General features: G+C 73.2%; 21 protein-coding genes, 3 tRNA genes and 2 pseudogenes. 15 read left to right on the top strand and 11 right to left on the bottom strand.

What is annotated here, in order from left to right; translation table 11 throughout:
* The first annotated feature begins 44 nt into the window (after positions 1–44).
* The 5 genes from C6376_RS14360 (at position 45) to C6376_RS14380 (ending at position 4,475) form a co-directional block, all read left to right on the top strand.
* Positions 45–1,160, top strand: coding sequence for an ROK family transcriptional regulator (locus tag C6376_RS14360; RefSeq protein ID WP_107443777.1), 1,116 nt, complete (start codon positions 45–47; stop codon positions 1,158–1,160).
* 147 nt (positions 1,161–1,307) lie between these two features.
* A complete protein-coding gene (locus tag C6376_RS14365; RefSeq protein WP_254076375.1) occupies positions 1,308–2,165 on the top strand; it encodes a hypothetical protein in 858 nt (285 codons plus the stop codon).
* Between the two features lie 124 nt (positions 2,166–2,289).
* Entirely contained in the window at positions 2,290–3,069 is a 780-nt protein-coding gene (locus C6376_RS14370) for an HAD-IIA family hydrolase (RefSeq protein ID WP_107443778.1), read from the top strand.
* A gap of 104 nt (positions 3,070–3,173) precedes the next feature.
* Positions 3,174–3,800, top strand: coding sequence for a hypothetical protein (locus tag C6376_RS14375; RefSeq protein WP_107443779.1), 627 nt, complete (start codon positions 3,174–3,176; stop codon positions 3,798–3,800).
* 3 nt (positions 3,801–3,803) lie between these two features.
* Complete coding sequence (locus C6376_RS14380) at positions 3,804–4,475, top strand: class F sortase (RefSeq protein WP_107443780.1); 672 nt, start codon at positions 3,804–3,806, stop codon at positions 4,473–4,475.
* A gap of 59 nt (positions 4,476–4,534) precedes the next feature.
* Here the strand turns inward: C6376_RS14380 and C6376_RS14385 are convergent.
* A tRNA-Lys gene (locus C6376_RS14385) sits at positions 4,535–4,608 on the bottom strand.
* Between the two features lie 190 nt (positions 4,609–4,798).
* On the opposite strand from C6376_RS14385, the gene C6376_RS14390 reads away from it, so the two are divergent.
* The 5 genes and pseudogenes from C6376_RS14390 (at position 4,799) to C6376_RS14410 (ending at position 10,016) form a co-directional block, all read left to right on the top strand.
* Positions 4,799–5,983: a peptidoglycan-binding protein gene (locus tag C6376_RS14390; RefSeq protein ID WP_107443781.1), complete on the top strand. Its 1,185-nt coding sequence runs from the start codon at positions 4,799–4,801 to the stop codon at positions 5,981–5,983.
* A gap of 285 nt (positions 5,984–6,268) precedes the next feature.
* Entirely contained in the window at positions 6,269–7,375 is a 1,107-nt protein-coding gene (locus tag C6376_RS14395; protein WP_107443782.1) for an SPFH domain-containing protein, read from the top strand.
* Between the two features lie 124 nt (positions 7,376–7,499).
* Positions 7,500–7,595: pseudogene (locus C6376_RS14400) on the top strand (chitin-binding protein); the annotation flags it as partial.
* 116 nt (positions 7,596–7,711) lie between these two features.
* A complete protein-coding gene (locus C6376_RS14405) occupies positions 7,712–8,176 on the top strand; it encodes a DUF3592 domain-containing protein (RefSeq protein WP_107443783.1) in 465 nt (154 codons plus the stop codon).
* Between the two features lie 55 nt (positions 8,177–8,231).
* Positions 8,232–10,016, top strand: coding sequence for an AMP-binding protein (locus C6376_RS14410; protein ID WP_107443784.1), 1,785 nt, complete (start codon positions 8,232–8,234; stop codon positions 10,014–10,016).
* Here C6376_RS14410 and C6376_RS14415 read toward each other — a convergent pair.
* From C6376_RS14415 to ehuB, 6 genes are all read right to left on the bottom strand, one after another.
* A tRNA-Lys gene (locus tag C6376_RS14415) sits at positions 9,982–10,055 on the bottom strand. The genes C6376_RS14410 and C6376_RS14415 overlap by 35 nt on opposite strands.
* Positions 10,056–10,156: 101 nt before the next feature.
* Positions 10,157–10,915 carry an IclR family transcriptional regulator gene (locus C6376_RS14420; RefSeq protein ID WP_107443785.1) on the bottom strand — a complete coding sequence of 253 codons (759 nt, stop codon included), beginning with the start codon at positions 10,913–10,915 and terminating at the stop codon, positions 10,157–10,159.
* 344 nt (positions 10,916–11,259) lie between these two features.
* A complete protein-coding gene (gene ehuA, locus C6376_RS14425; protein ID WP_173985642.1) occupies positions 11,260–12,084 on the bottom strand; it encodes an ectoine/hydroxyectoine ABC transporter ATP-binding protein EhuA in 825 nt (274 codons plus the stop codon).
* Positions 12,074–12,721 (bottom strand): ectoine/hydroxyectoine ABC transporter permease subunit EhuD, encoded by a 648-nt coding sequence (gene ehuD / locus C6376_RS14430; RefSeq protein ID WP_107443786.1) that lies wholly within the window; start codon positions 12,719–12,721, stop codon positions 12,074–12,076. The genes ehuA and ehuD overlap by 11 nt, the downstream gene beginning before the upstream one ends.
* Positions 12,718–13,461 (bottom strand): ectoine/hydroxyectoine ABC transporter permease subunit EhuC, encoded by a 744-nt coding sequence (gene ehuC, locus C6376_RS14435; protein ID WP_107448963.1) that lies wholly within the window; start codon positions 13,459–13,461, stop codon positions 12,718–12,720. Before ehuC ends, ehuD begins: the two co-directional genes overlap by 4 nt.
* A complete protein-coding gene (ehuB, locus tag C6376_RS14440; RefSeq protein WP_107443787.1) occupies positions 13,461–14,387 on the bottom strand; it encodes an ectoine/hydroxyectoine ABC transporter substrate-binding protein EhuB in 927 nt (308 codons plus the stop codon). Before ehuB ends, ehuC begins: the two co-directional genes overlap by 1 nt.
* A 308-nt stretch (positions 14,388–14,695) precedes the next feature.
* Between ehuB and C6376_RS14445 the strand changes: the two genes are divergently transcribed.
* Positions 14,696–15,196: a cupin domain-containing protein gene (locus C6376_RS14445; protein WP_107443788.1), complete on the top strand. Its 501-nt coding sequence runs from the start codon at positions 14,696–14,698 to the stop codon at positions 15,194–15,196.
* A gap of 120 nt (positions 15,197–15,316) precedes the next feature.
* Here the strand turns inward: C6376_RS14445 and C6376_RS14450 are convergent, their stop codons facing one another.
* Complete coding sequence (locus tag C6376_RS14450) at positions 15,317–16,312, bottom strand: D-2-hydroxyacid dehydrogenase (protein WP_107443789.1); 996 nt, start codon at positions 16,310–16,312, stop codon at positions 15,317–15,319.
* Between the two features lie 238 nt (positions 16,313–16,550).
* On the opposite strand from C6376_RS14450, the pseudogene C6376_RS45195 reads away from it, so the two are divergent.
* The 3 genes and pseudogenes from C6376_RS45195 to C6376_RS14465 form a co-directional block, all read left to right on the top strand.
* Positions 16,551–16,748, top strand: a pseudogene (locus C6376_RS45195) (decarboxylase); the annotation flags it as partial.
* A complete protein-coding gene (locus C6376_RS14460; RefSeq protein WP_107443790.1) occupies positions 16,745–17,476 on the top strand; it encodes a decarboxylase in 732 nt (243 codons plus the stop codon). The pseudogene C6376_RS45195 and the gene C6376_RS14460, both read left to right, overlap by 4 nt.
* Before the next feature lie 258 nt (positions 17,477–17,734).
* Positions 17,735–18,808 (top strand): LLM class flavin-dependent oxidoreductase, encoded by a 1,074-nt coding sequence (locus tag C6376_RS14465; RefSeq protein ID WP_107448964.1) that lies wholly within the window; start codon positions 17,735–17,737, stop codon positions 18,806–18,808.
* Here the strand turns inward: C6376_RS14465 and C6376_RS14470 are convergent.
* The gene (locus C6376_RS14470) at positions 18,787–20,643 is read right to left on the bottom strand and encodes a bifunctional diguanylate cyclase/phosphodiesterase (protein WP_107443791.1); all 1,857 of its coding nucleotides are present in this window, start codon (positions 20,641–20,643) and stop codon (positions 18,787–18,789) included. The two genes, C6376_RS14465 and C6376_RS14470, sit on opposite strands and share 22 nt — an antisense overlap.
* Before the next feature lie 315 nt (positions 20,644–20,958).
* On the opposite strand from C6376_RS14470, the gene C6376_RS14475 reads away from it, so the two are divergent.
* The gene (locus tag C6376_RS14475) at positions 20,959–22,362 is read left to right on the top strand and encodes a M6 family metalloprotease domain-containing protein (protein ID WP_107443792.1); all 1,404 of its coding nucleotides are present in this window, start codon (positions 20,959–20,961) and stop codon (positions 22,360–22,362) included.
* 48 nt (positions 22,363–22,410) lie between these two features.
* Here the strand turns inward: C6376_RS14475 and C6376_RS14480 are convergent.
* A tRNA-Lys gene (locus tag C6376_RS14480) sits at positions 22,411–22,484 on the bottom strand.
* Positions 22,475–23,062: a bifunctional DNA primase/polymerase gene (locus C6376_RS14485; protein WP_107443793.1), complete on the bottom strand. Its 588-nt coding sequence runs from the start codon at positions 23,060–23,062 to the stop codon at positions 22,475–22,477. Before C6376_RS14485 ends, C6376_RS14480 begins: the two co-directional genes overlap by 10 nt.
* Positions 23,063–23,258: the final 196 nt, after the last annotated feature.

Here is a 23,258-nt window from a genome sequence, read left to right on the forward strand (position 1 = left end):
CCCCACTTTCACAACACTGTTGCCAAAGTGCAAGCAGGGGGAGAATGGGAGACGTGAACAGGACGAACGGCGGCGGCCACCCGACCGGTGTGAATCTGCCGGGGCTGCGCAACCACAATGCCGCGCTCGTGCTCGACCTGCTGCGCACGGCAGGCCGGGACGGCATCAGCAGACTCGAGCTCGCCGAGCGGACCGGCCTCACCCCGCAGGCCGTCAGCAAGATCACCGCCCGGCTGCGGGAGGAGGGGCTGGCGGCGGAGGCGGGCCGGCGCGCGTCGACCGGCGGGAAGCCGCGCACGGTCCTGCGGCTCGTCCCCGGCGCGGGTCACGCCGTCGGCGTCCACCTCGAGCGGGACGAGCTGAGGGCGGTGCTGGTCGATCTCGAGGGGACCGTGGTGGGGGAGCGGGGCGTGCCGCTGGATTTGGGCGCGGGCGCGGAAGCGGTGCTCGGGGCGGTCGTCCGGGAGGCCGTCGCGCTGGTCCGGAGCGCGGGCGGCGCCGCCTTCGGCGTCGGGGTGGCCCTGCCCGGACCGCTCGACCACACCCACGGGGTGCTGCACCGGATCACCGGCTTCCCCGAGTGGGACGGCTTCCCGCTGCGGGACGCGCTGGCGGAGCGGCTCGGGGCGCCGGTCGTCGTCGACAAGGACACCAACGCCGTCGCGCTCGGACTCGCCGTCGGCGGACTGCGCGGCTCCTTCGCCTGCCTGTACCTGGGCACCGGCCTCGGCGCGGGCCTGGTGATCGGCGGGACCGTGCACCGGGGCGCGCGCACCGGCGCGGGGGAGTTCGGGCACCAGGTCGTGCAACTGGACGGACCTCCGTGCCCGTGCGGCAACCGGGGGTGCGTCGAGGCGCTGTGCCTGGCCGCCCTCGACCGGGGGGACGTGGGCGAGGCGGCGCGCGTGCTGGGGGTGGCCGCCGCGAACCTCGTCGGACTGCTCGACATCGACGTCGTCCTGCTGGGCGGCCGGACCGTCGAGGCCGACCCCGAGCCTTTTCTGCGCGGTGTGGCCGCAGTCCTCGACACCCACGCCCGCCGCGAGGGCGCCCCGCAGAACGCCGTGCCGGTACGCCTCGCCCCCGGCGGCCCGCGCAACGTGGCGGAGGGCGCCGCCCAGCTCCTCCTGGCCCCGCTGTTCGGCCGCGAGACCGGCTGACGGGTGCGTCCGTGCGCAGGCGAGTCCGTACGTCCGTGCGCCGGTGAGTCCGTGAGTCGGGCTGCCTCCGCCGAACGAGGGGATGCGTGCCGTCGTGCGGTGCGGCGGGGGCGGTCCGGTCGGATCATCGTGCAGGCTCACGTGTTCATGCGACTGTGCCCGCCCGTCTCCCTCTGTCTCGCCGCGGCCGCCGCCCTCCTCCCCGTGCCCGCGTACGCGGAAGCCGGACCGGGTTGTGCCGGGTCCGGCGCCGACGGCTTCCCGCTCACCACCCGTCTGCGCGGCGGGCCCGACTCCTACCGGCCCGGCGGTGGATTCGGCGCCTGGTACCTCGACCTCACCAACACCACCCGCCGCACCTGTGACGGCGTCCACCCGGTCGTCGTCCTGGTCGACGCCGGGCACCTGCTGAAACCGGATCAGCCGCGCCTGGAGTTCTACGCCGACGGACGGGCGCACCCGGTCCGCTTCGAGCCCACCGACGACGACGAGCTGGTCGGCGTCCTCGCCGACGAGAAGGGGGCGCGCGGCTTCTCCGGGTTCCGTGTGGACCCGGGCCGGACCCTCACGGTGAGAATGCGGATGGCCCTCGCCCCGGACACCGCCCCGAACGTCGTCACCGCCAACGCGGCCGTCGTCCAGCGGCACGGTGACGACGGCGACTGGGTCGGGCAGTCGAACGACTACCGCTTCGCCGTCGAGACCGCGCCCGGCACCCCACCCGACGCGGAACCCGAACCCGACACCGAACCCGACACCGAACCGGGCATCGAATCCGGGGCCGGGAAGGCGGAAGCGGGTTCCGGTTCGGCCGCCCCGCGAACCGCGCTCCCCGCCACGCCCTCTCCGCGCCCCTCCGCCGCCGACACCGGGGCGCTCTCCCTCGCCGACGAGGCCGCCGAGCTGGCCCGCACCGGCCTGGCCTCGCCGGCCGCCCTCGGCGCCGTCGGCGGCTGCTTCCTGCTCGTCGGCGCGGCCCTGCTGCTGGCCCGCCGACGGCGCTGATCTCGAGGGGCGCGTCCCAGCAGGTGGACGGCCCGGAAGCGGCCATTCCCCAAGATCGGCCCTGTGATTAGGCTGGGGCGCACGCAGCGACTGCGTCCTCGCGCACGGCAGGGAGATCCCGCACATGGCAGACCGCAAGCCCATCGAGTCGTGGCTCACCGACATGGACGGTGTGCTCATCCACGAGGGTGTGCCGATCCCCGGCGCCGACGCCTTCCTGAAGAAGCTGCGGGAGTCCGGCAAGCCGTTCCTCGTCCTCACCAACAACTCGATCTACACCCCCCGCGACCTGCACGCCCGTCTGCGGCGGATGGGTCTGGAGGTGCCGATCGAGAACATCTGGACCTCCGCGCTGGCCACCGCCCAGTTCCTCGGCGACCAGCGGCCCGAGGGCACGGCGTACGTCATCGGCGAGGCGGGTCTGACCACCGCCCTGCACGACATCGGTTACGTCCTCACCGACCACGAGCCCGACTACGTGGTGCTCGGCGAGACCCGCACCTACTCCTTCGAGGCGATGACGAAGGCGGTCCGCCTCATCAACGACGGCGCGCGTTTCATCTGCACCAACCCGGACGAGACGGGCCCCTCCGTCGAGGGCGCGCTGCCCGCCACGGGTGCGGTCGCCGCGCTGATCACCAAGGCGACCGGCAAGAACCCGTATTTCGCGGGCAAGCCGAACCCGCTGATGATGCGCACCGGGCTGAACGCCATCGGCGCGCACTCCGAGACCAGCGCGATGATCGGCGACCGCATGGACACCGACGTGCTGGCGGGCATGGAGGCCGGCATGCAGACGTTCCTGGTGCTCACCGGTCTGACCAGGCCCGAGCAGGTCGAGGACTTCCCGTACCGGCCGTCGAAGATCGTGGACTCGATCGCGGACCTCGTCGACCGGGTCTGAAACCCGCGGCGACCCGCCTGTCACCCGTACGGAGCAGCGAAAACCCGCCAGGGGATGCGCCCGGCGGTCCGGTGGGGGACTCTCCAGAGAGCTGGAGGTTCACGATGAGTTCACTGAAAGTCACTCTTTGTACGGGTGTCGCGGTCGCCGCCGCGGCGCTCGCCCCCGCGATGCTCGTCCCCACGGCGCTGGCACCCACGGCGTACGCGTCGGGCGACGGCGACGGTGGCGGAGGCAGGGTTTCGGTCACGCCGTCCAAGCCCGGGCCCGGCGCCGAGGTCACGCTGAAGGTCACGGGCTGCGGCGGCCGCACGGCCACCGCTACCTCGGACGCGTTCGTCTCGGACGCGCGGCTCAGCGGTTCGGGCGGCTCGCTCTTCGGCGACACCCGGGTGCGCTCCTCGGTCGCGGCCGGCGCCTACGACGTGCGGATCACCTGCGTCGACTTCACGGTCAAGGGCCGGATCAGCGTCGTCGCCCCGTCGTTCGCCGAGCCGTCGCGGCCGCGCGAGTCGTCGGGTCCCCCGGCGCAGGACGCCCCGACGGTCCCCGCCTCTCCCGTCGCCCCGGTCCGCGCGGGCGGCGGCGGGGCGGCTCCGCTCGCCTCCGTGGAGGAGGCCCGGGTGGACGGCCCCGGCGCGGTGCAGGCGGTCATCGGCCTGTTGCTGGCGGGCGTCGCCGCGGCCGCCGTCGTCTTCCGCGGTGTGCGGCGGAGACGCAGGACGGACTGAGCCGTGTCCGACCGCGAGCACGCTTCCGGTCGCTTCCTGACCGGCCTGGCCTGGGCGGTGCTGCTGCTCGCGCTGTGGTTGTGGGGCCGCGAGGCGACCGAGGTGCGGCACGGCGGATCCGTCCCGGCGACCGGCGACATGGCCGCGGTGGGCCGTCCACCGGTCCTGCTCCCGCCCGCCGTCGAGCCGTTGGGGCAGGCGCTGCCGCGACGCGTCGACATACCCGAGCTGGGCGTGCGGGCCCCGGTCGTCGCCCGCGGCCTCGACCGGGACGGGGCCGTCGACCCGCCGCCCTTCGACCAGGCGGGCGTCGTCGGCTGGTACGCCGGCGGCACGAAGCCCGGTGCGCGCGGCGCGGCCCTGCTGGTGGGGCACGTCGACACCGAGACCCGTCCCGCCGTCTTCTACAAGCTGAGCACACTCAGAGGCGGCGAGGCGATCCGCGTGGTCCGGGACGACGGGAAGGTCGCCGAGTTCACCGTGGACGACGTCGAGGTCGTCCGGCGCGACCGCTTCGACGCCCGGCTGGCCTACGGCGCCCGCCGGCCGGGCCGCGCCGAACTGCGTCTCATCACCTGCGGCGGAGTCTTCGACCGGACCAGCCACAGCTACACGGCGAACGTGATCGTGTCGGCGTACCTGACCGGCACGAGCGCCGGCCGTGACATGACGTGAGGTGACGTGACGCGGACGCACGAAGGCCCCTCGCTCTCGCGAGGGGCCTTCGTCGTCTGTGCGCCGCCAGGGACTCGAACCCCGGACCCGCTGATTAAGAGTCAGCTGCTCTAACCAACTGAGCTAGCGGCGCTTGCACTGACTCCGTAACTCTACAGGACGCCGGAGAGTGCATCCGACCGTCCGGGGGGTCGCGGGCGCTGGACCGGGAGGGCGCCGCTTACATCATTCGGACCGTCAGCATGCGCGTCGACAAGACGGTTGAGAAACTGGCGAAGGTACGCAGTCGCGGACATTTCCAGCCGAGGTGTGAGGGGAATCGCATGGAGCCTCCGGTATTCGAGGAATTCGATCCCGAGAGCGACTGCGACTGCCCCGGATGCGCGGCACGCCGACGGGCGGCCCGGAATTCCCCGACCGGCCCGTTCGGCTGCCTCCCGCCCGCTCACCGTGCCCTGGTCGTGGCCACCGCGACGGCGGCGGCGCTCGGCGCGGCGCCCGCGGCGCACGTCGCCGCCGCTCCGCGGTCCCCCGACCCATTCGGCGTTCCCGCAGGCGACGAGCCCGAGACCCCCCAGGGAGTGAAGGCCCCGCTGCACGGGCCCGCAGGGCCTTCGGTGCGCCCGGGTGGAGCGGCGGGACCGGTCGTGACGCCCGTGACGACCCGGTCCGACATCATCGGACGGGCCAGGGAATGGGTTTCGGCGCAGGTGCCGTACAACATGAGCGGCTACTGGTGGGACGGCTACCGGCAGGACTGCTCCGGCTTCGTCTCCATGGCCTGGAACCTGCCCCACAACGAGTGGACGGGCAGTCTCCACCAGTTCGGGACGAGGATTTCCAAGGAGGAACTCAGGCCCGGCGACATTCTGCTGTTCCACAATCCGTCCGACCCCGAGAAAGGCTCGCACGTCGTCCTTTTCGGCGGCTGGACGGACTACACGCACAGTTACTACGTCGTGTACGAGCAGACCCGTCCGGCCACGCGCCGCCAGGCCACTCCCTACGCCTACTGGAGTCATTCCGACCGCTACGTCCCCTATCGCTACAAGGGTCTGCGGCCGGCCGCGCAGAGCACCGGGGAGAAGTCCGGCGCCGGGGGCGGGAGCGAGGCCGGGAACCGGGGCGCGATCGCGGAAAGGGACGGGGACAAGCCGCGAGGGCAGCCGGTCGCGCTGCCGGCGCTCCCGGGGCGGTCCGGGGCCGCGTCCGGGTCCGGGGCGGGTGCCGCGGAGCCGGACGCCACTCCCGCCCCCTCGGCGCCGCGCGTCCCCGCCTACCCGGGCCGGGGCGTGTTCCGGCCCGGGGCGCAGAACGTGTACGTCACACAGCTGGGGCGGCAGTTGGTGAAGAAGGGCTTCGGCGGGCGCTACGCGACGGGTCCCGGGCCGCGCTGGGGCGAGACGGACCGGCGAGCGGTCGAGTCCTTCCAGCGCGCCCAGGGCTGGCGCGGCGGCGCCGCCGACGGCTACCCGGGCCCCGAGACCTGGCGGCGGCTCTTCTCGTAGAACCGCCGCCCCCGCCGCCCCGCCCGGGTGCCCCCGCCCTGGCAGTCCCCGCCCACGCGGCCCGGCCCACAGGGGCCGGCCCCCCGGGGTCCGGCCCGAGGATCCCACCCACCCGGCCGCCTGCCCCGCCCACCCGATCCCCTTCACCCGGCCCCGCCCGCCCGGTCCCTCCGATCCCCTTCACCCGGTCCCGCCCGCACCGGTTGCACTCGCACCGTCCACCCACACCGTCCCCCACTGTCATGGCGTATCTGGCGTATCTGGCGCGGAGGCTGGAGGCACGCAATGCACACGACCACTTCCCCCACACCCGAGTCCGAGGGGCCGTCCAGGCCCGCACGGCTCATCCAGAACGAAGCGACGACCGAGATCCCCGTCCACCTGTTGTTCCGCGACGAGCCCGAGCCACGGCCGGTGCCGCTCGGACCCGCCGTGGTGGACGGCCGGGCGGGCACCGGGGAGCAGCCGAGGCTGCGCCGGCCGGTGCTCGCGAAGCCCCGTCCGGGACCGCGGCCGGACCCCGAGCTGGCGGAGCGGCCGGCGCGGGTGCTGCCCGGCGCCCTGGGGGTGCTCGGCGGAGTATGCGGGGTGGCCGGCTGTGTGGCCGTCTCGTGGTGGGCCGGGGTCCTGCCGCCGCTCGCGGTGGCGTCGCTGCGGCTGCCGGAGATCGCGGGCGCGGGCCTCGGTCCGGCGCAGTGGGCGGCGTACGCGGGTGCGGGCACGCTCGCCCTGTTCGGCTTCGGCGGTCTCGCCCGCGGACGGACCGGGCGGGCCTGGGTGCTCGGCCTGTTCGGCCGCTACCGGGGCACGGTGCGGCGCACCGGCCTGCTGTGGGTGAACCCGCTGCCGCTGCGCCGCCTGGTGGACGTGCGGCTGCGGCACTGGCGCAGCGAGCCGATGTCCGCCGCCGACGGCAGCGGGGTCGCGCTGCGGGTGGTGGCCCTGGTGGTGTGGCGGGTGCGGGACACCGCGCGGGCGACGCTGGGGGTGGAGGACCACGAGACGTATCTGCGCGAGTGCGTCGAGGCGGCCCTGGCCCGGATCCCGGTGGAGACGCCGGGCGCGGGCCGGGGTTCGGCGGAGGCGGCGGGGGAGGCGCTGACCCGGCTGGTCGCGCGGGACGCGGGGGTGGTCGGCCTCGAGGTGTTCTCGGTGCAGCCGGTCCGGGTGGAGTACGCCCCCGAGGTCGCCGCGGCGATGCACCGCCGCCGGATCGCCGCGCTCGACGCCCAGCACCGGGCCACCGTGCTGACCTCGGTCGTCGACTCGGTGGAGGACACGGTGACCCGGCTGACCATGCGCGGGCTCGTGGAACTGGACGACTACGAGCGCAAGGCGCTGGTGAAGGACCTGACCGTGGCCTTCTGCGCGGGCCGGGAGCAGTCGCCCTGACGACCCGTCGAACAGAACGGGTGACGGGTATGGACATGTCCCGCGCACGCCCATAACCTCGAACTTGGTCTAGACCTGCACGGCTCGGCTCAGTGAACTCCCCACGTTCTCCAGGAGCGGCAGCATGCGCAAAAGGACCAAGCGGTACGCCGCCGTGCTCGGGCTCACCACGGCGGAAGCCTTCGTGCTCACCGTCGGCGGCGCGAGCGGCCACGGCTACCACGTTCTGAGCGGCCGAATTTCCTGAGCATCGCTTGAGCTCCCCCGGGCCCGCACACGGGTACGTTCCCTGCACGCCGACAGGACCGACCGGCGCCAGGACATCCGGGGGAGCTCATGGAAACGTTCTTCTACATCGTGCCGACCGTCATGATCGTCGGCGTGCTCTTCTTCGCGTACAAGGCCCTCGGCCGCACCCGGCAGGTCCGAGCGGCCTGGGACAGCGGGTTCACGGCCGAGGGCCGCTGTCTGCGGGCCTACACGCGCACGAGCGGCGGGGGCAACGACACCTCGGTGAGCACCACCCTGCACCACGTCTACGAGTTCACCACGAGGGACGGTCGCGCCTTCCGCTTCGACGAGGGCGGCGGTCCGGGCACCGTCATCGAGGGTGACATCGTCACCGTGTACTACGCGCCGGACCACCCGGAGAGGGCCACCGCCCACCGGCCGAACCGGGCGAGGCTCGCCCTGGGCACGGGCTTCCTGCTGGCCTTCTTCGCCGTGTTCATCACCTTCTGCATCGGCTTCATGGTCATCGCCCACACCTTCCTCTCAGAGGCGGACGGCCTGCTGCCCTGACGGCGCGTCCCCTGACCCTCCACATCTGACGGCACGTCAACTACCGTGCCCGCTCATGGAGTCCACCAGGGGAACCGGTACCGTCGCCGAACTCGTGGCCGCCCGCTGGGGCGACCGCCGGCCGGGGCTGTGGTGCGAGGACACGGTCCTCACGCACCACGAGGTGGCCGCCGGCGCCGCCGCCCGGGCGGCTCTGCTGACCGACCTGCTGCCGCCGGACGGGCCGCCGCACCTCGGGCTGCTGCTGGACAACACACCGGAGTTCCCGCTCTGGCTGTCGGCCGCGGCCCTCGCCGGGGCGGCCGTCGCCGGGATCAACTCCACCCGGCGCGGCCCCGAGCTGGCCCGGGACGTCCTGCACACCGAGTGCCGGCTGCTGATCACCGAGCACGCCCACCTGCCGCTGCTCAGAGGACTCGACCTGCCCGGAGTCCGCCTGCTGATCACCGGCACGCCCGCGTACGACGAGCTCCTCGTCCCGTACGCGGACGCCCGCCCGGACCCGTCCCGCGCCACGCCCGCCGACCGGTTCCTGCTCTACTTCACCTCCGGCTCGACCGGCGCCCCCAAGGCCGCGATCTGCACACAGGGCCGGCTGTCGGCCGCCGGGCGCTCCCTGGCCGGACAGTTCGCCGTCGGCCCGGACGACGTGCACTACGTCTGCATGCCGATGTTCCACGGCAACGCGGTGATCGCCGACTGGGCCCCGGCGCTGACGGCCGGCGCCGGGGTGGCGCTGCGCCGGCGCTTCTCGGCGTCGGGGTTCCTGGCGGACGTACGGCGCCACAGGGCGACGTACTTCACCTATGTCGGCCGGGCGATCCAGTACGTCCTGGCCACCGAGCCGGGCCCGGACGACCGGGACCACGTGCTGCGCCTGGGCTTCGGCACCGAGGCGGGAGCGGTGGACGCGGCAGCCTTCGAACGGCGCTTCGGGGTGCGGCTGGTGGAGGGGTACGGCTCCTCGGAGGGCGGGGCGGCGGTGCAGTGGTCGCCCGGCACACCGCCGGGCGCGGTCGGCCGGGCGGGCCCGGGTCTCGTCGTCCTCGATCCGGAGACGGGCGAGGAGTGTCCGCGGGCCGTGTTCGACGCGGCGGGGCGGCTGCTGAACGGCGACGCGGCGATCGGGGAGCTGGTCAACCGGGGCCCGAACCCCTTCGAGGGCTACTGGCGCAACCCGGCGGCGGAGGCGGAGCGGCGCCGGGAGGACGGCGCGTACCGGACCGGCGACCTCTTCTACCGGGACCGCGAGGGCTTCCTCTACTTCGCGGGCCGCACCGACGACCGGCTTCGCGTCGACGGCGAGAACCTGGCCGCCGCGATGATCGAGAACATCCTCGCCCGGTACGAGGGGGCGGACGCCGTCGCCGTCTACGCGGTGCCGGACCCGGTGACCGGCGACCAGGTGATGGCGACGCTGGCCGGGACGTTCGATCCGGCGGGCTTCGCCGGCTTCCTGCTCGCCCAGCCCGACCTGGGCACCAAGATGGCGCCCCGGTTCGTGCGGGTGGTGGACCGGATGCCCGTCACCGCGACGAACAAGATCCACCGGGCCCTGCTGCGGGGCGAGGGGCCGCGTTGCGCCGACCCGGTGTGGTGGCGGCCGCCGGGAGAGTCCGCCTACCGGAGGCTGACGGCGCGGGAGGCCGCGGCGGCCGGACCTGCCGTGCGGACCAGAGGGGCCGGACCGGCCCGGCCGGCCGTGGAGGGAGGGGACGCCGGGAAAGGTGAGGGATCCGGGCAGACCGAGGGGCGATCCGGGGAAGCCGAAGGGCCCCTCGTGTTCACGAGAGGCCCTTCATCTGTGCGCCGCCAGGGACTCGAACCCCGGACCCGCTGATTAAGAGTCAGCTGCTCTAACCAACTGAGCTAGCGGCGCATGACTCTCGCCCTCCGCCTTCGGCGGCCGGCGACGAAGAAAATACTACCCGGTCCGCGGGGGTGCTTCCGACCATGCGGCGGCACCCCCGCGGCCGCGTCTCAGATGGCGAGCGACAGCAGGACCGGCGCCGCGTTCCTGTTCAGGGTCTCGGCGGCCTGGCGGAGCCGGTGGGCGTGGGCGACGGGCAGGGAGAGGGCCAGACAGCCCGCCGTGGAGCCCGCGGTGATCGGGACGGCGGCGCAGACCGTGCCGATCGCGTACTCCTGGAGGTCGAGCACCGGGACGGTGGGCGCCTGGGCCTCCAGACGCGACAGCAGCAGCTTGTCGCTGGTGATGGTGCGCGAGGTGAGCCGGGCCATCTTGTGCCGGGAGAGGTGGTCGCGGCGGCCGTTGTGGTCGAGCTGGCCGAGCAGGCTCTTGCCGAGCGCGGTGGCGTGCGCGGAACGGCGGAAGTCGAACCACTCGTTGACGGACGGCGTGGCGGGGCCGTCCGCGTACTGGGTGATGGTGACCTCGCCGTCCACGTACCGGCTGATGTAGACGGCCGCGCCGACGGAGTCGCGCAGCCGGTCGAGGGTGTGCTGGAGCCTCGCGCGCAGGGCCTGGTCGTGGTCCTCTGCGGAGCCGAGGCGGGTGAGGGCGTCACCGGTCACGTACACCCCGTCGGCGAGTTGCTCGACGTATCCCTCGCGGCGCAGCATCCGCAGGAGCGTGGTCAGGCGCTCCGGGTCGAGGCCGGTCAGGCGGGCGAGTCGGGTGTCGGTGATTCCGGTGGGGTGCCGCGCCACGCTCTCCAGGACGCGCAGCGCGTGCTGGGTCGAGTGGTACGGCGCGGTCGGCTCGTGTTTCAGCGCCACGGTTCCCCCTGCGCTCGCTGTGTCGGCTGCGCTTGCCTATGGGCCGTAATCCGGTCAGTGCACCGCTACCACGATAACCGGGGACGGGCCTGCGGGGAGGGGCGTCGCCGGGATTGCCGGCCCCCTCTCCAGCAGACCGTTCCATCGGCATATGCCATCGGCGGCAACCGGGTCGCCGACGACGCCGGCCCGCTCCCGGCCCACGTCGCCCGCCCGTCCGTCCCGGCTCGGATACGCCCGGCCCGCCCAACCCACGTCGCCCGCCCGGCCGACTTGAGCACACCCGGCCTCCGGTCCACGTCGCCCGCCCGCCGGTACGTGCCCGCCGGTCGGGTCCGGAGCCGTCACAGCACGGCGCTGAGGAACTCCCGCGTGCGCTCCTGCTCCGGATCGCTGAACATCTTCTCCGGCGGACCCGACTCGATGACACGGCCCGAGTCGAACATCAGCACCTGGTCGGAGATGTCCCGGGCGAAGCCCATCTCGTGGGTCACGCAGAGCATGGTGATGTCGGTGGTGCGGGCGATGTCCCGCAGCACGTCCAGGACTCCGGCCACCAGCTCCGGGTCCAGCGCCGAGGTCACCTCGTCCAGCAGCAGGACCTGCGGCCGCATCGCCAGCGCCCGGGCGATCGCCACCCGCTGCTGCTGGCCGCCGGACAGCTGGCTCGGGTACTTGTCTATGTGCTCGGTCAGACCGACCAGTTCGAGCAGCTCGCGCGCCCGCTGTTCCGCCTCGTCCCCGGACAGGCCGAGGACGGTGACGGGGGCCTCGGTGATGTTGCGCAGCACCTTCATGTTCGGGAAGAGGTTGAACTGCTGGAAGACCATCCCGATGTTCTTACGGACCTCGCGGACGTGCCTCTCGCCGGCCGGGACCAGTCTGCCGTCGCGCTCCTCGTGGGTCAGGTACTCGCCGCCCACCCTGATGGTGCCCTCGTCGGGCGTGGCCAGGGTCATCAGCAGCCGCAGGATCGTCGTCTTGCCGGAGCCCGACGGGCCGATCAGCGTGACGTGCTTGCCGGAGTCGACGGAGAAGTCGAGCCGGTCGAGGACGGTGTTGTCGCCGAAGCGCTTCGTGACCTGGTCGAAGCGGATCAGCTCACTGCCGTCCACCGGCGGGTTGGCGAGGGGCTCGAGGGTCTGTGCGGGATCGGTGTCAGCGGACAAGGCGTCGCTCCAGGGCTCGGATCAGAAGGGAGGCGGGGTAGGCGATGACGATGAACGCCACGCCGACGACGGTCAGCGCCTCCGTGGTGAAGGTCTCGTTGCTGAAGGTCTGGGCCTCGCCGAGCATGTCGAAGGCACCGATGGTCGCGATCATCGGAGAGTCCTTGAGCATGGCGATGACGTAGTTGCCCAGCGGCGGGACGACCCGGCGGATCGCCTGCGGGAGGATCACCACCCGCCAGGTGCGGCCCCTGGGCAGGTTCAGCGCCGTGGCCGCCTCCCACTGGCCTGCGGGCACGCCGTCGATGCCCGCGCGGTACACCTCCGCGGTGTAGGTGGAGTAGTGCAGACCGAGGCCGACGATGCCGGTGGTGAGCGGCGACATCGAGGGGCCGAAGTTCGGCACCACGTAGAAGAGGAAGAACAGCTGCACCAGCAGCGGCGTGTTGCGGACGAACTCCGTGACGGCGACGACCGGCCGGCGCACCCACGCCCGACCGGACCGCTGGGCCAGCGCCCACACCAGTCCCAGCGTGAAGGCGATCAGCGTGCCGGCGGCCAGCGCCTGCAGGGTGACGAGCACGCCGTCCCAGAAGCGCGGCATGAAGGCGTCCACGACGTTCCAGTCCCAGCTCATGCCGTGCCTCCTGCCGCGGACCGCGAACCGGCGGACAGGCGTTCGCCGCGCGTGCCGGACCTGCGGGCGGTCCCGCCGGTCTTCTCGGGCCGCCGGCCGATCCCCGCCTTGGCCCTGCGCTCCAGCAGCCGCATGCCGCGGGTGATGAGGAAGGCGAGGACGAAGTACAGGACCAGCAGCAGGGTGTAGACCGGGGTGGTCTCGTTGGTGCCCAGCCGGACCAGGTTGCCGGCGAACGTCATGTCGGCCACCGTGATGACCGAGACCAGGGCGGTGCCCTTCAGCAGCTCGATCAGCAGGTTGTTGAACGGCGGCACCATCTCGGGCCAGGCCTGGGGCAGTTCGATCAGACGCAGCCGCTGCAGCCGGGTGAAGTTGAGCGCGACGCCCGCCTCCTTCTGCGCCGGGGAGACGGCGGCCAGGGACCCGCGGACGATCTCGGAGCCGTAGGCGCCGTAGGTCAGGCCGAGCGCGCTGACGCCGGCCCACATGGGCACCAGCTGCCAGCCGAACAGGGGCAGCGCGAAGAACATCCAGAACATCAGCACCAGCGCCGACATGCCCCGGAAGACCTCGAAGTAGATCCCGGCGAGAAAGCGGACGATCCAGTACCGCGACCCGCGGGCCAGACCGATCCCGAACGAGATGGCCGCGCCGAGGGCCGCCGCGTACACCGTCACCTGGACGGTCACCCAGATGCCCGGCAGGAACCAGGTGGTGAAGAACTCGGAACTCATCATCAGCCGCACAGCTCCTTCGCCGTGAGGTCCGTCATGTCGGCCCTTACGAAGCCGAAGGGGGCGACGATCCCGAGGAGTTCCCGGTAGTCGTCCTTCTTGAGCTCCAGCAGTTCCCCGTTGAACGCGTCACGGAGGTTCTTCTCGGACTGCCGGAAGGCGAAGCCGCCCGCGCCGTACGCCGGTTCGCCGTCCACCACGGGCTGGAACGGCTCGGTCGCGGACACCCGTCCGGAACTCGCCACCGCCGACTTCACCGTGATGCGGGTGCCCGCGAAGGCGTCCACCCGGCCCTGGGCCACCGCGTCCAGACCGGCCACCTGGTCCGGCAGGACCAGCACGTCCTTGATGCCCGCGGCCTTGGCGTAGTCGATCTGGGCGTACGCCTTCCCGGAGGCGAGCTTGAGCCCCTTCTTCTTGACGTCGTCGTACGTCCTGACGCCGTGCGGATTGCCCTTGCGGACGATGAAGGAGTCCAGCATCAGATAGTCCGGGTCGGCGAAGAGCACCTGCTCGCACCGGACCGGATTGATGTACATACCGGCGGACACCACATCGAACTGCCGGGCCTTGAGCCCCGGTATGAGGGCGCCGAAGTCCACCGGCACCGGCTCGACGTCGTCGATGCCGAGCCGCTTGAAGATCACCCGCGCGATCGCGGGCGCTTCCCCGGTGGCCCGTCCGTCGTCCCCGACGTACCCGAAGGGCGGCTCGCTGGCGATGCCGATCTTCACGGACCCCTGCTTCCGCAAAGTGTCCAGAAGACCGCCCCCCAGAACCTTTCCGTCGTCCGGGACGCGGCTGCAGCCTGCCGCCCCCAGACTTCCGGCGGCGCTCAGCGACACCGCCGCCGTGAGCAGTGAGCGGCGGCTGGGTCCTCTGTGGGGTCGGGGGCCGGTTCCTGATCGATGTGCTTGTGGTCGAGCCATGGGCGCGCCGCTACCCGGGTTCCGGCGAGTTATGCGGATCGCTTCCGGCCCCGTTCGTCGCGAAAGGCCTCGCGAAGGACCTCGCCGAGGCTCTCCCGACCCGGACCGCACGGGCGGCCGGCGCGTCGCGTCCCCCGCTGCTCAGAACCCGGGACGGCCGTCGGCGACGACCCGCGCACCGCCGCGGATTGACCCATGGGAACGACCTCCCAATGCACCGTTCGGCGGGTCTCTCGCGGGCCTAGATTCATGGGTGACGGGTCCGACGGCCTCAGCCGCGGACCGCCCGCCGATCTTAGGGAGCCCCCATGAACAGCAGCCCCCTCGTCGTCCGCTCCGGCCAGGCCGAGACCCTCCAGGACGGCGCCCTCAGCCTGATCACGCTGCTCGCCGACGCGGACGCCACCGGCGAGGCCCTCACCGCCAACAAGGCGGCCTTCGCCGAGGGCTCACCCGGCGCTCCCGCGCACTTCCACACCAGGGCGACCGAGGTGTTCTACGTCCTGGACGGCCGGATGCGCTTCCTGATCGGCGACGAGGTGCGCACCCTGGACCGGGGGGATTTCCTGACCGTCCCGCCGACCGTCCCGCACGCCTTCGCGCCGGCTCCCGGCAGCACCGCCGAACTGCTCGTCCTCTTCACGCCCGGACTGCACCGCTTCGACTACTACCGGCTGCTGGAGCGCGTGCACCACGGCGAGGCGGGCGTGGAGGAGATCCGCGCGAGCTCCGAGCGCTACGACAACCACTACGTCGACAGCGCCCTGTGGCGTGACGAGCTGCGCCGGACCGCCCCGGACCACGCCTGAGCCGTCGCTAACACCTGAGCCGCACGGGGCCACACGCCTGAGCACCGGCTCCGGCCATGCCCGAGCCGCCCCGGGCAACGCCTGTGTCGCCCCGGCCGCCGTATGCGCAGCGACGGGACGTCAGTGCCCGGGCACGTATCCGCGCCGCTTGTCGACCACGTTCCGCAGTGGCCGGCCGACCGCCCACCGCTCGAACAACTCGACGAACTGCGCGCCGAGGTCGTCCCGCCAGCCGACCGTGTCACCGCTCATGTGGGGCGAGATCAGCAGACCCGGCACCCGCCACAGCGGGCTGTCGACAGGCAGCGGCTCCGAGGCGAGGACGTCCAGGGCGGCGCCGGCGATCCACCGCCGCTCCAGGGCCCGCACCAGCGCCTCCTCCACGACCAGTTGCCCGCGGCCGACGTTCACGAACCGGGCCGAGGGCTGCATCACGCCGAACCGCCGGAGGTCGAACATGCCCCGCGTCTGCTCGGTGAGCGGCGCGGCCGCGACCACCCAGTCGGCACGGGCCAGCAGCCGGTCCAGGTCGTCGGGGCCGTGGATGCCGGTCCGCGGGACGCGGCCGACGACCGCCGCGGTCATGCCGAGCGCCTTCAGCGTGCGGGCGACGGCACGCCCGATCGGCCCCGACCCGACGACGACGGCCCGGGTCCCGGCGACCCGCCGGCCCTCCCGGTGCCGCCACTCGCCCCGCTGCTGGAGCTCCCAGGTCAGGGGCAGGTCCTTCGCCATCGTCAGCACCAGCGCGGCGACGTACTCGGCGACCGGCTCGTCGAACACGCCGCGGGCGTTCGTCACCACCGTGTCCGACGCGGTGAGTTCAGGACACATCAGGTGGTCCACGCCCGCGCTCGCCGTGTGCACCCAGCGTGGCCGCGGGCCCTCGCCGGGCCAGGCGTCGCGGACCGCGCGCGAGGTGAAGTCCCAGACCAGCAGGACGTCGGCGGCCGGCAGCCGTTCGGCGAGCGAGGCCTCGTCGGTGTGCACCACCCGGACCCGCCCGGTGAGCCGCCCGAGCCGGGGCGGCGGGTCCGCGTCGAGGACGAGGAGCGTGGGAGGGGCGGAAGGGGCGGCGGGAGGCGGCGCGGCGGGGGACGGGGGGACGGCGGCCATCCGGTGTCCCTTCCCCCGCGCGTCCGACGGGCACGGTTGATGACGTGCGCGGATTCCGACGGGCACGGTTGATGACGTGCGCGGATTGACCACGGTGGCATCCGGGCCCACCGTCGTCAACACGGCTGCCACGACCACCCGTTGCCCGTCGGCGTCGTGCGGACCCTGCCGCGTGGGGGACACCCCGGGGGAGCGCCCGGCCGAGGCGGACGTGGCGCCCCCGGCCGGCCGCCCGACCCGCGTACCGCTCATCTCGGCCAACCAGGTGACCGTGTGGGCGGCGTTGCGCCGACTGGGTACCCGGGCGGTGGGACCGTGGAGCGCCGCCGGACAGCCCGGCGCGCGTGCGGCCCACCGAACCGCCGGAGGCCGGCCCCGCCGCGGGACCCGCCGCCGGCACTGCCGGAAGAAGAGCAGCAGGAAAGGCTGGACATGACCGCACTCGGATTCCTCTACCCGGGCCACTCCGCCGAGGACGACTACCCGCGCATCGAGCAGCTCCTGGGCAGCGACGTCCGGCTGGACCTGGTCCACACCGGCGTCGGCGAGGGCACCCACCGGGTCGACGCCCTGCGGCAGAAGGGCGCGACCGAGCAGCTGGCGGAGGGCGTCGCGCAACTGCGGCTCGCGGGCGTCGAGGCGATCGTGTGGGCGAGCACCAGCGGCGGCTTCGTGCACGGCTGGGAGGGCGCCCAGGAACAGGTGCGCACCCTGGCCACCAGCGCCGGAACGCCGGCCTCCTCGACCTCGTTCGCCTTCGTGCGGGCGGCCCGGGAGCTCGGGGCCGCGCGCGTGGCCGTCGCGGCGGCCTACCCGGACGACGTGGCCGCGCTCTTCGCCGACTTCCTCCGGGCGGGCGGCGTCGGGGTGACCGGCGTCCACGGCGCCGGGATCGGCACGGCGGCCGAGGTGGGCGCCTGGGGCGAGGCGGAGGTGTTCGCGCTCGCGCGGGCGGCCGACTCCCCCGAGGCGCAGGCGGTCCTGCTGCCCGGCACCGCCCTGCACACGGCCGCGTACCTGACGGAGCTGGAGAAGGAGCTCGGCAAGCCGGTCCTCACCGCCAACCAGGTCACGGTGTGGGAGGCGCTGCGCCTCACCGACCGGCGGGTGAACGCGCCGGGGCTCGGCGCCCTGTTCACCCGGGAGCCCGTCGTGCAGGTGTGAGGGCCCGGTACGACGCCGGGCGTGCCCGCCTGCCCCGCCGCCGGTCCCGGTCCGCCGGGAATAAGCGGGGACACCCTCCTGTTAGCGCTGCGAGGACAGCACACGGCTGACGACAGGAGGATCCCCGTGGCCGCAGAAGAGACGCCGGCACCGGCCGAGCCGGCGGGCGCGACGACGGCAGGCGGGACGACGGCCGCCGACCGGACCACCGCGAGGGACGGGGCCACGACGGCGGACGAAACCACTGCGGGGGACGGGATCCGCGGCACGGCACGGGGCAGCGCCCCGACCCCCCTGTCCGTACTGGACCTGGTCACCGTCGGCTCCGGCAGCACCGCCGCCGACGCCCTGCGCACCAGCGTCGCCCTCGCGCGGTTCGCCGAGTCGCGCGGCTTCCACCGCTACTGGGTCGCCGAGCACCACTCGATGCCCGGCGTCGCCTCGTCCTCGCCCGCGGTGATCCTCGCCCATCTCGCCGCCCACACCGACCGCATCCGGCTCGGCTCCGGCGGCGTGATGCTGCCCAACCACGCGCCCCTCGTCATCGCCGAGCAGTTCGGCACCCTGGAGGCGCTGGCCCCCCGCCGCGTCGACCTCGGCCTCGGCCGCGCTCCCGGCACCGACCCAGGCACCGCGGCCGCCCTCCGCCGGACCGCCACCCCGCACGAGGGCGCCGACGACTTCCCCGAGCAGCTCGCCGAACTCACCCGCTTCCTCGACGACGACTTCCCCGACGGCCATCCCTACCGCAGGGTGCACGCCATCCCCGGCCCCATCCAGGGCACCTCCCCCGGCGGGGTGCAGTCGGCGCACCGGCCGCCGGTCTGGCTGCTCGGCTCCTCCGGCTTCAGCGCCCGTCTGGCCGGTGTGCTCGGTCTGCCCTTCGCCTTCGCGCACCACTTTTCCGCGCAGAACACCGTGCCCGCCCTCGACCTGTACCGGGCGTCGTTCCGGCCCTCCGAGGTGCTCGCCGAGCCCTACGCGCTGATCGGCGTCTCCGTGCTCGCTGCCGACGACGAACGCGAGGCCCGCCGCCAGGTCCTGGCCACCGGCGTCAACATGGTCCGGCTGCGCAGCGGCCGCCCCGGCCTGTTCCCGTCCCCCGAGGAGGCACAGGCGCACCGACTCGGCCCGCTGGAGCGGGAGTTCGTCGACTCCTGGACGGCGAACATCATCCACGGCACCGCCGACGAGGTCCGCACCGGCCTGGACGACCTGCACAAGCGCACCGGCGCCGACGAGTTGATGCTCACCAGTCACGCCCACCGCGGCGCCCTGCGGCTGCGCTCCTACGAACTCGTCGCGGACGCCTACGGGTTGCCGACCGCGTAGGACTCGGCGGTTCCGCGCAGTTCGGAGATGCGGTCCGGCGACACCGGGCGGGAGTACAGCCAGCCCTGCCCGGTGTCACAGCCGATGCTGCGCAGCCGGGTCGCCTGCGCGGACGTCTCCACGCACTCGGCGGTGACGGTCAGCCCCAGCCGGTGGGCCAGGTCGATCATCGCCTCGACGACCACCTGGTCGGCCGGGTTCGGCGGGGTGGCCCCTTCCTTGTCGCTCTCGTACTGGAAGCCGCGCACGAAGGAGCCGTCCAGCTTCAGCACCGACACCGGCAGCCGGCTCAGGTAGGCGAGGTTGGAGTAGCCGGTGCCGAAGTCGTCGATCGCGATGCCCACGCCCATGTCACTGAGCGCCTGCAACGCCTGCAACGGCCGTCCCGCCGAGCCCATCACCGCCGACTCGGTCAGCTCCAACTGGAGCAGGTGCGGCGCGAGCCCGGTCTCGGCGAGGATCTCCGCCACGTCCGCCACCAGGTCGGAGTCCCACACCTGACGCACCGCCACGTTGACGCTGACGAACAGCGGCGGATCGTCCGGATTGTCCAGTTGCCACTGCCGTGCCTGACGGCAGGCGGTGGCCAGAACCCATCGGCCGAGCGGGACGATCGAACCGTCCTCCTCGGCCAGCGCGACGAACCGATTCGGCGGCAGCGGGCCGAACCGGGGGTGGTCCCAGCGCACCAGCGCCTCCACGCCGCGCAGCCGGCCGTCCGACATGCCGACCAGCGGCTGGTAGTCGAGCCGGAACTCGCCGCGCTCGATGGCCGGACGCAGCGTGGAGGCCAGCGCCTGCCGGGTCATCAGATGGGCGTTGCGCTCGGGGTCGAACAGCGTCCAGCGGCCCTTGCCGTCCACCTTCGCCCAGTACAGCGTGGTGTCGGCGGCCTGCATCAGGCCGGTCGCGGTGGTGCCGGCCGCGGCCCGCTCCACCACCCCGATCGACGCGGACACGTTCAGCCGGTGCCCGGCCAGGTCGAACGGGGCCCGGAGCGTCTTGAGCACGGACTCGGCGAGGTCGGCGAGCTGGTCGGTGCCGGTGGAGTCCTCCACCAGCAGGGCGAACTCGTCCCCGCCGAGCCGGGCCACCAGTGGCACGCTCGGCCTGGTCCGCCCGGCCTCCTCGGCGCACCCGTTCAGCCGCTCGGCGACGGCGGCCAGCAGGCGGTCGCCCACCCGGTGACCGAGGGTGTCGTTGACCGCCTTGAAGCCGTCCAGGTCCAGGTAGCACAGGCCGATCCGGCCGGTGCCGCTCCGCTCGTACGCCTCCGCCTCCGCCTCCAGCGCGGCCGACACCCGCTCGAAGAACAGCGTGCGGTTGGCCAGCCGGGTCACCGGGTCGTGCATCTGCAGGTGCCGCAGCCGCGCCTGCAGATCACGCTGGGCGCTGACGTCGGCCACGGACAGCAGCACCCCGGGCGTCTCCGCCCCCGGCGTCTGGGACGCCTCCAGCGGCGAGACGGTGACCTGCGCCCACAGCGCGTGCCCGTCGGGCTGCTTCAGTCGCCGGGTGCAGCGCAGCTTGGCCCGGCGGCCGCGCAGGACCTCGCGGTAGGCGTGCCGGATCCGGGCGTCGGAGGCCAGGTCCAGCAGGTCGGAGGCGACCCGCCCGACGAGCGGGGCGCTGCCGTCGCCGAGCAGTGCGCCGAGCGCGCCGTTGGCATCGACGATCCGCCCCTCGCCGTCCACGACGGCCATGGCGAGCGGCGCCGCCGCGAAGACGGACCGGTAGGCCGCAGGCCCGCCGCTCGTACTGTTGATGTCACTCTCTGTGACGGCTGACCGGTCGAGGTCTGCCGCGGGCGTCGGCCCTTCGGACGTTCCGCTCACCGCTCGCTCCCGCAGTGCACTCGATCTCTGTCCGTGCAGGAAAGTGTGCCGATCATAGAGGCTGCCCGGGGACCCGCGCAGCCCATGCCCAGTGTCCCGGAACAACCCGGCTTTCTGACAGATCGTTTCTGCCCGCACCTGGCCCGGTTCTGCGGGCCTGCGACCGCTTGTGACGTTCCGTGAGAATTTCGGGGGTGTCGGGGTGATGCCCGCATTCCGCGTCCTCACTCGTCTGGTGCAGAAAAACAGGGCGTAATACGACAAACACACACAGTCTGGGTGGCGGTGTCCCATGAACCGCCCCCGGAGGTCTCTGTGCCGCGACTGCCGCGACTGCCGCGAGCCGTGCGCCTGCTCCCGCGCCCCCGACTGCGCGGTACCGCGGCCGTGTTCACCACCCTCACCGCGCTCGCCGCGACCTCCCTCATCGGCAACCCCTCGGTGGCCGAACCCTTCTCCGCCGCGCCCTGCGCCCTGGCCCGCACCGCGGCCCACCACTCGGAGGGCCTGGACACCTGGAACGCCGCCTACCCCCGACCGGCCCGCTCGCTGGACGCGGTGATGGTGTTCCTGTCGTTCCCCGACCATGGCCCGCTGGCCTCGCCCGCCGAACTGGCCGCCGACCACTTCCCGGCCACCAGCCGCTTCTTCGAGCAGGCGTCGTACGGCAGGTTCAGCCTGCGCTCCCATCCGCTGAAGCGGTGGATCCGCATGCCGAAGCCGTCCACCGCCTACGCCATACGGCGTGACTGGAGTTCCGATGACCGGGCCTCCTACCTGCATGACGCCCTGGCCGCCGCCGACCCCCACGTCGACTTCTCCCGCTATGACGTCGTCTACTTCGTGGCCGACCCGGACGCCCCCGGCGTCGACTCGGACGCCACGAAGGTCGTCAACCTGGACGACCCGCTGCACGCCGACGGAACCGACATCCGCCGGGTCGTCACCGTGTTCGAGAAGCACCCCCCGGACCGGCTCGTTCTCGCCCACGAGACCGGCCATGTCTTCGACCTGCCCGACCTCTACCACCGCCCCGTCGACGGCAAGGGCGACTGGGATACCTACGTCGGTGACTGGGACCTGATGGGCAGCCAGTTCGGACTCGCCCCCGACCTGTTCGCCTGGCACAAGTGGAAGCTGGGCTGGCTGGATCCGCGCCAGGTGCTGTGCCTGCGGGGCCCCGGCCCGACCCGGCTGACGCTGGAGCCGCTCGGCGCCGGACCGGGCGCCCAGGCCGCACGAGCCCCCGGGGAACCGGCCCTCGGTTCCGCGCAGCCGGCCCCGGTCCCCGTGCGGTCGGGCCCCGGGCGGCCGGTCCCCGCCCCTGTGCGGTCGGCCCCCGGGCGGCAGGTCCCCGCGGAGCCGGCCCCCGTGCCCGGCGGCGCCAGGCTCGCGGTGGTCCGCACCGGCCCCGACAGCACGCTCGCCTTCGAGGCGCGCGGCCCGGTGGGCAACGACCGCGCCGCCTGCCGCGCCGGCATCCTCGTCTACCGCGTCAGCAGCGCAGCCCGGTCGGGCCGCGGACCGGTCGAGGTGCTCGACGCCCACCCGCGCACCGAGGCCTGCTGGGAGAACTCCGTCTATCCGCCGCTCGCCGACGCCCCGGTGGCTCTCGGCGAGAGCTTCACCGTGCCGGGCGACGGCGTCCGGGTGGACGTGGAGAGCCGCTCGGCGTCGGGAGCGTGGACGCTGAGGATCACCCCCGGGACGAAGCTGTGAAGGCAAGAGAAAAGGCCCCCCGCTCACGCGAAGGGCCTTTCACTGTCGTGCGCCGCCAGGGACTCGAACCCCGGACCCGCTGATTAAGAGTCAGCTGCTCTAACCAACTGAGCTAGCGGCGCCTGCTGACGTCGTAGACCTTAGCATCCTGGTCGGGGGGAGGAGAAATCGATATGCGCACGGCCGAGCGGGCCGCCCGCACCGCCGCCCACAGCAGGATCTCGGGCCCCGGAAGCCAGGGGTGACGGGTGTCCGGGGCGACCACCCAGCGGGCGCCGCACCCCGGATCGGACGGCACCAGCGCGGGCACGGTCACCGCGTCGCCGGTGCCGTGGCACAGCAGCGGCGGCACGGTCGCGGCACGGCCGTCCTGGCGGCCCTCGGCGCTCCACTCCTCCCACTCCAGCAGCGAGGGCAGCCGCTGTGCCGTGCCCGGCGCCGCGAACAGCAGCGTCCGGCCGCGGAACGCGGCCACCGGCCCGGAGCCCGGCCCGTCGCCCCACAACCGGTCGAGCATCGCCCGCCCGAACACCGCCGGCGCGCTGACGACGTCGAACACCGCGCCGCACGGCAGGACGACCGGCGCCTGCGGCCGCTCCTCCCAGAAGGCGAGCGTGCTGCGCGGATACGTTCCGGCAGAGGCCAGCCAGGCGGCGCCGTCCGGGGTGACGCCGAGGGCTTCGTCGTATGCGCTGCTCATACCGGCATGTCTACCGAACGTGAGCAGGGGAACTCGCAGGGTTGCGGGAAATCGGGACGGGAGAGGCGCGAAAGGAGTATCTTGCCCGCCCGGCATATGCCACCGGTGAGATCGCACGGTGCCGCCGTGTCACACGACTCGACTCACACAGCGCAGACGGCTCACACAGCGCGCACGGCCCATGCGACGCACACGG

The organism is Streptomyces sp. P3 (assembly GCF_003032475.1).
Taxonomy (GTDB): Bacteria; Actinomycetota; Actinomycetes; order Streptomycetales; family Streptomycetaceae; genus Streptomyces.

Bases quoted from the DNA above. Each gene is read 5' to 3' on its own strand.
- C6376_RS14360 (WP_107443777.1), top strand. From the start codon at position 45: ATGGGAGACGTGAACAGGACGAACGGCGGCGGCCACCCGACCGGTGTG.
- C6376_RS14365 (WP_254076375.1), top strand. From the start codon at position 1,308: ATGCGACTGTGCCCGCCCGTCTCCCTCTGTCTCGCCGCGGCCGCCGCC.
- C6376_RS14370 (WP_107443778.1), top strand. From the start codon at position 2,290: ATGGCAGACCGCAAGCCCATCGAGTCGTGGCTCACCGACATGGACGGT.
- C6376_RS14375 (WP_107443779.1), top strand. From the start codon at position 3,174: ATGAGTTCACTGAAAGTCACTCTTTGTACGGGTGTCGCGGTCGCCGCC.
- C6376_RS14390 (WP_107443781.1), top strand. From the start codon at position 4,799: ATGGAGCCTCCGGTATTCGAGGAATTCGATCCCGAGAGCGACTGCGAC.
- C6376_RS14395 (WP_107443782.1), top strand. From the start codon at position 6,269: ATGCACACGACCACTTCCCCCACACCCGAGTCCGAGGGGCCGTCCAGG.
- C6376_RS14405 (WP_107443783.1), top strand. From the start codon at position 7,712: ATGGAAACGTTCTTCTACATCGTGCCGACCGTCATGATCGTCGGCGTG.
- C6376_RS14410 (WP_107443784.1), top strand. From the start codon at position 8,232: ATGGAGTCCACCAGGGGAACCGGTACCGTCGCCGAACTCGTGGCCGCC.
- ehuD (WP_107443786.1), bottom strand. From the start codon at position 12,721: ATGAGCTGGGACTGGAACGTCGTGGACGCCTTCATGCCGCGCTTCTGG.
- ehuC (WP_107448963.1), bottom strand. From the start codon at position 13,461: ATGATGAGTTCCGAGTTCTTCACCACCTGGTTCCTGCCGGGCATCTGG.
- ehuB (WP_107443787.1), bottom strand. From the start codon at position 14,387: ATGGCTCGACCACAAGCACATCGATCAGGAACCGGCCCCCGACCCCAC.
- C6376_RS14445 (WP_107443788.1), top strand. From the start codon at position 14,696: ATGAACAGCAGCCCCCTCGTCGTCCGCTCCGGCCAGGCCGAGACCCTC.
- C6376_RS14450 (WP_107443789.1), bottom strand. From the start codon at position 16,312: ATGGCCGCCGTCCCCCCGTCCCCCGCCGCGCCGCCTCCCGCCGCCCCT.
- C6376_RS14460 (WP_107443790.1), top strand. From the start codon at position 16,745: ATGACCGCACTCGGATTCCTCTACCCGGGCCACTCCGCCGAGGACGAC.
- C6376_RS14485 (WP_107443793.1), bottom strand. From the start codon at position 23,062: ATGAGCAGCGCATACGACGAAGCCCTCGGCGTCACCCCGGACGGCGCC.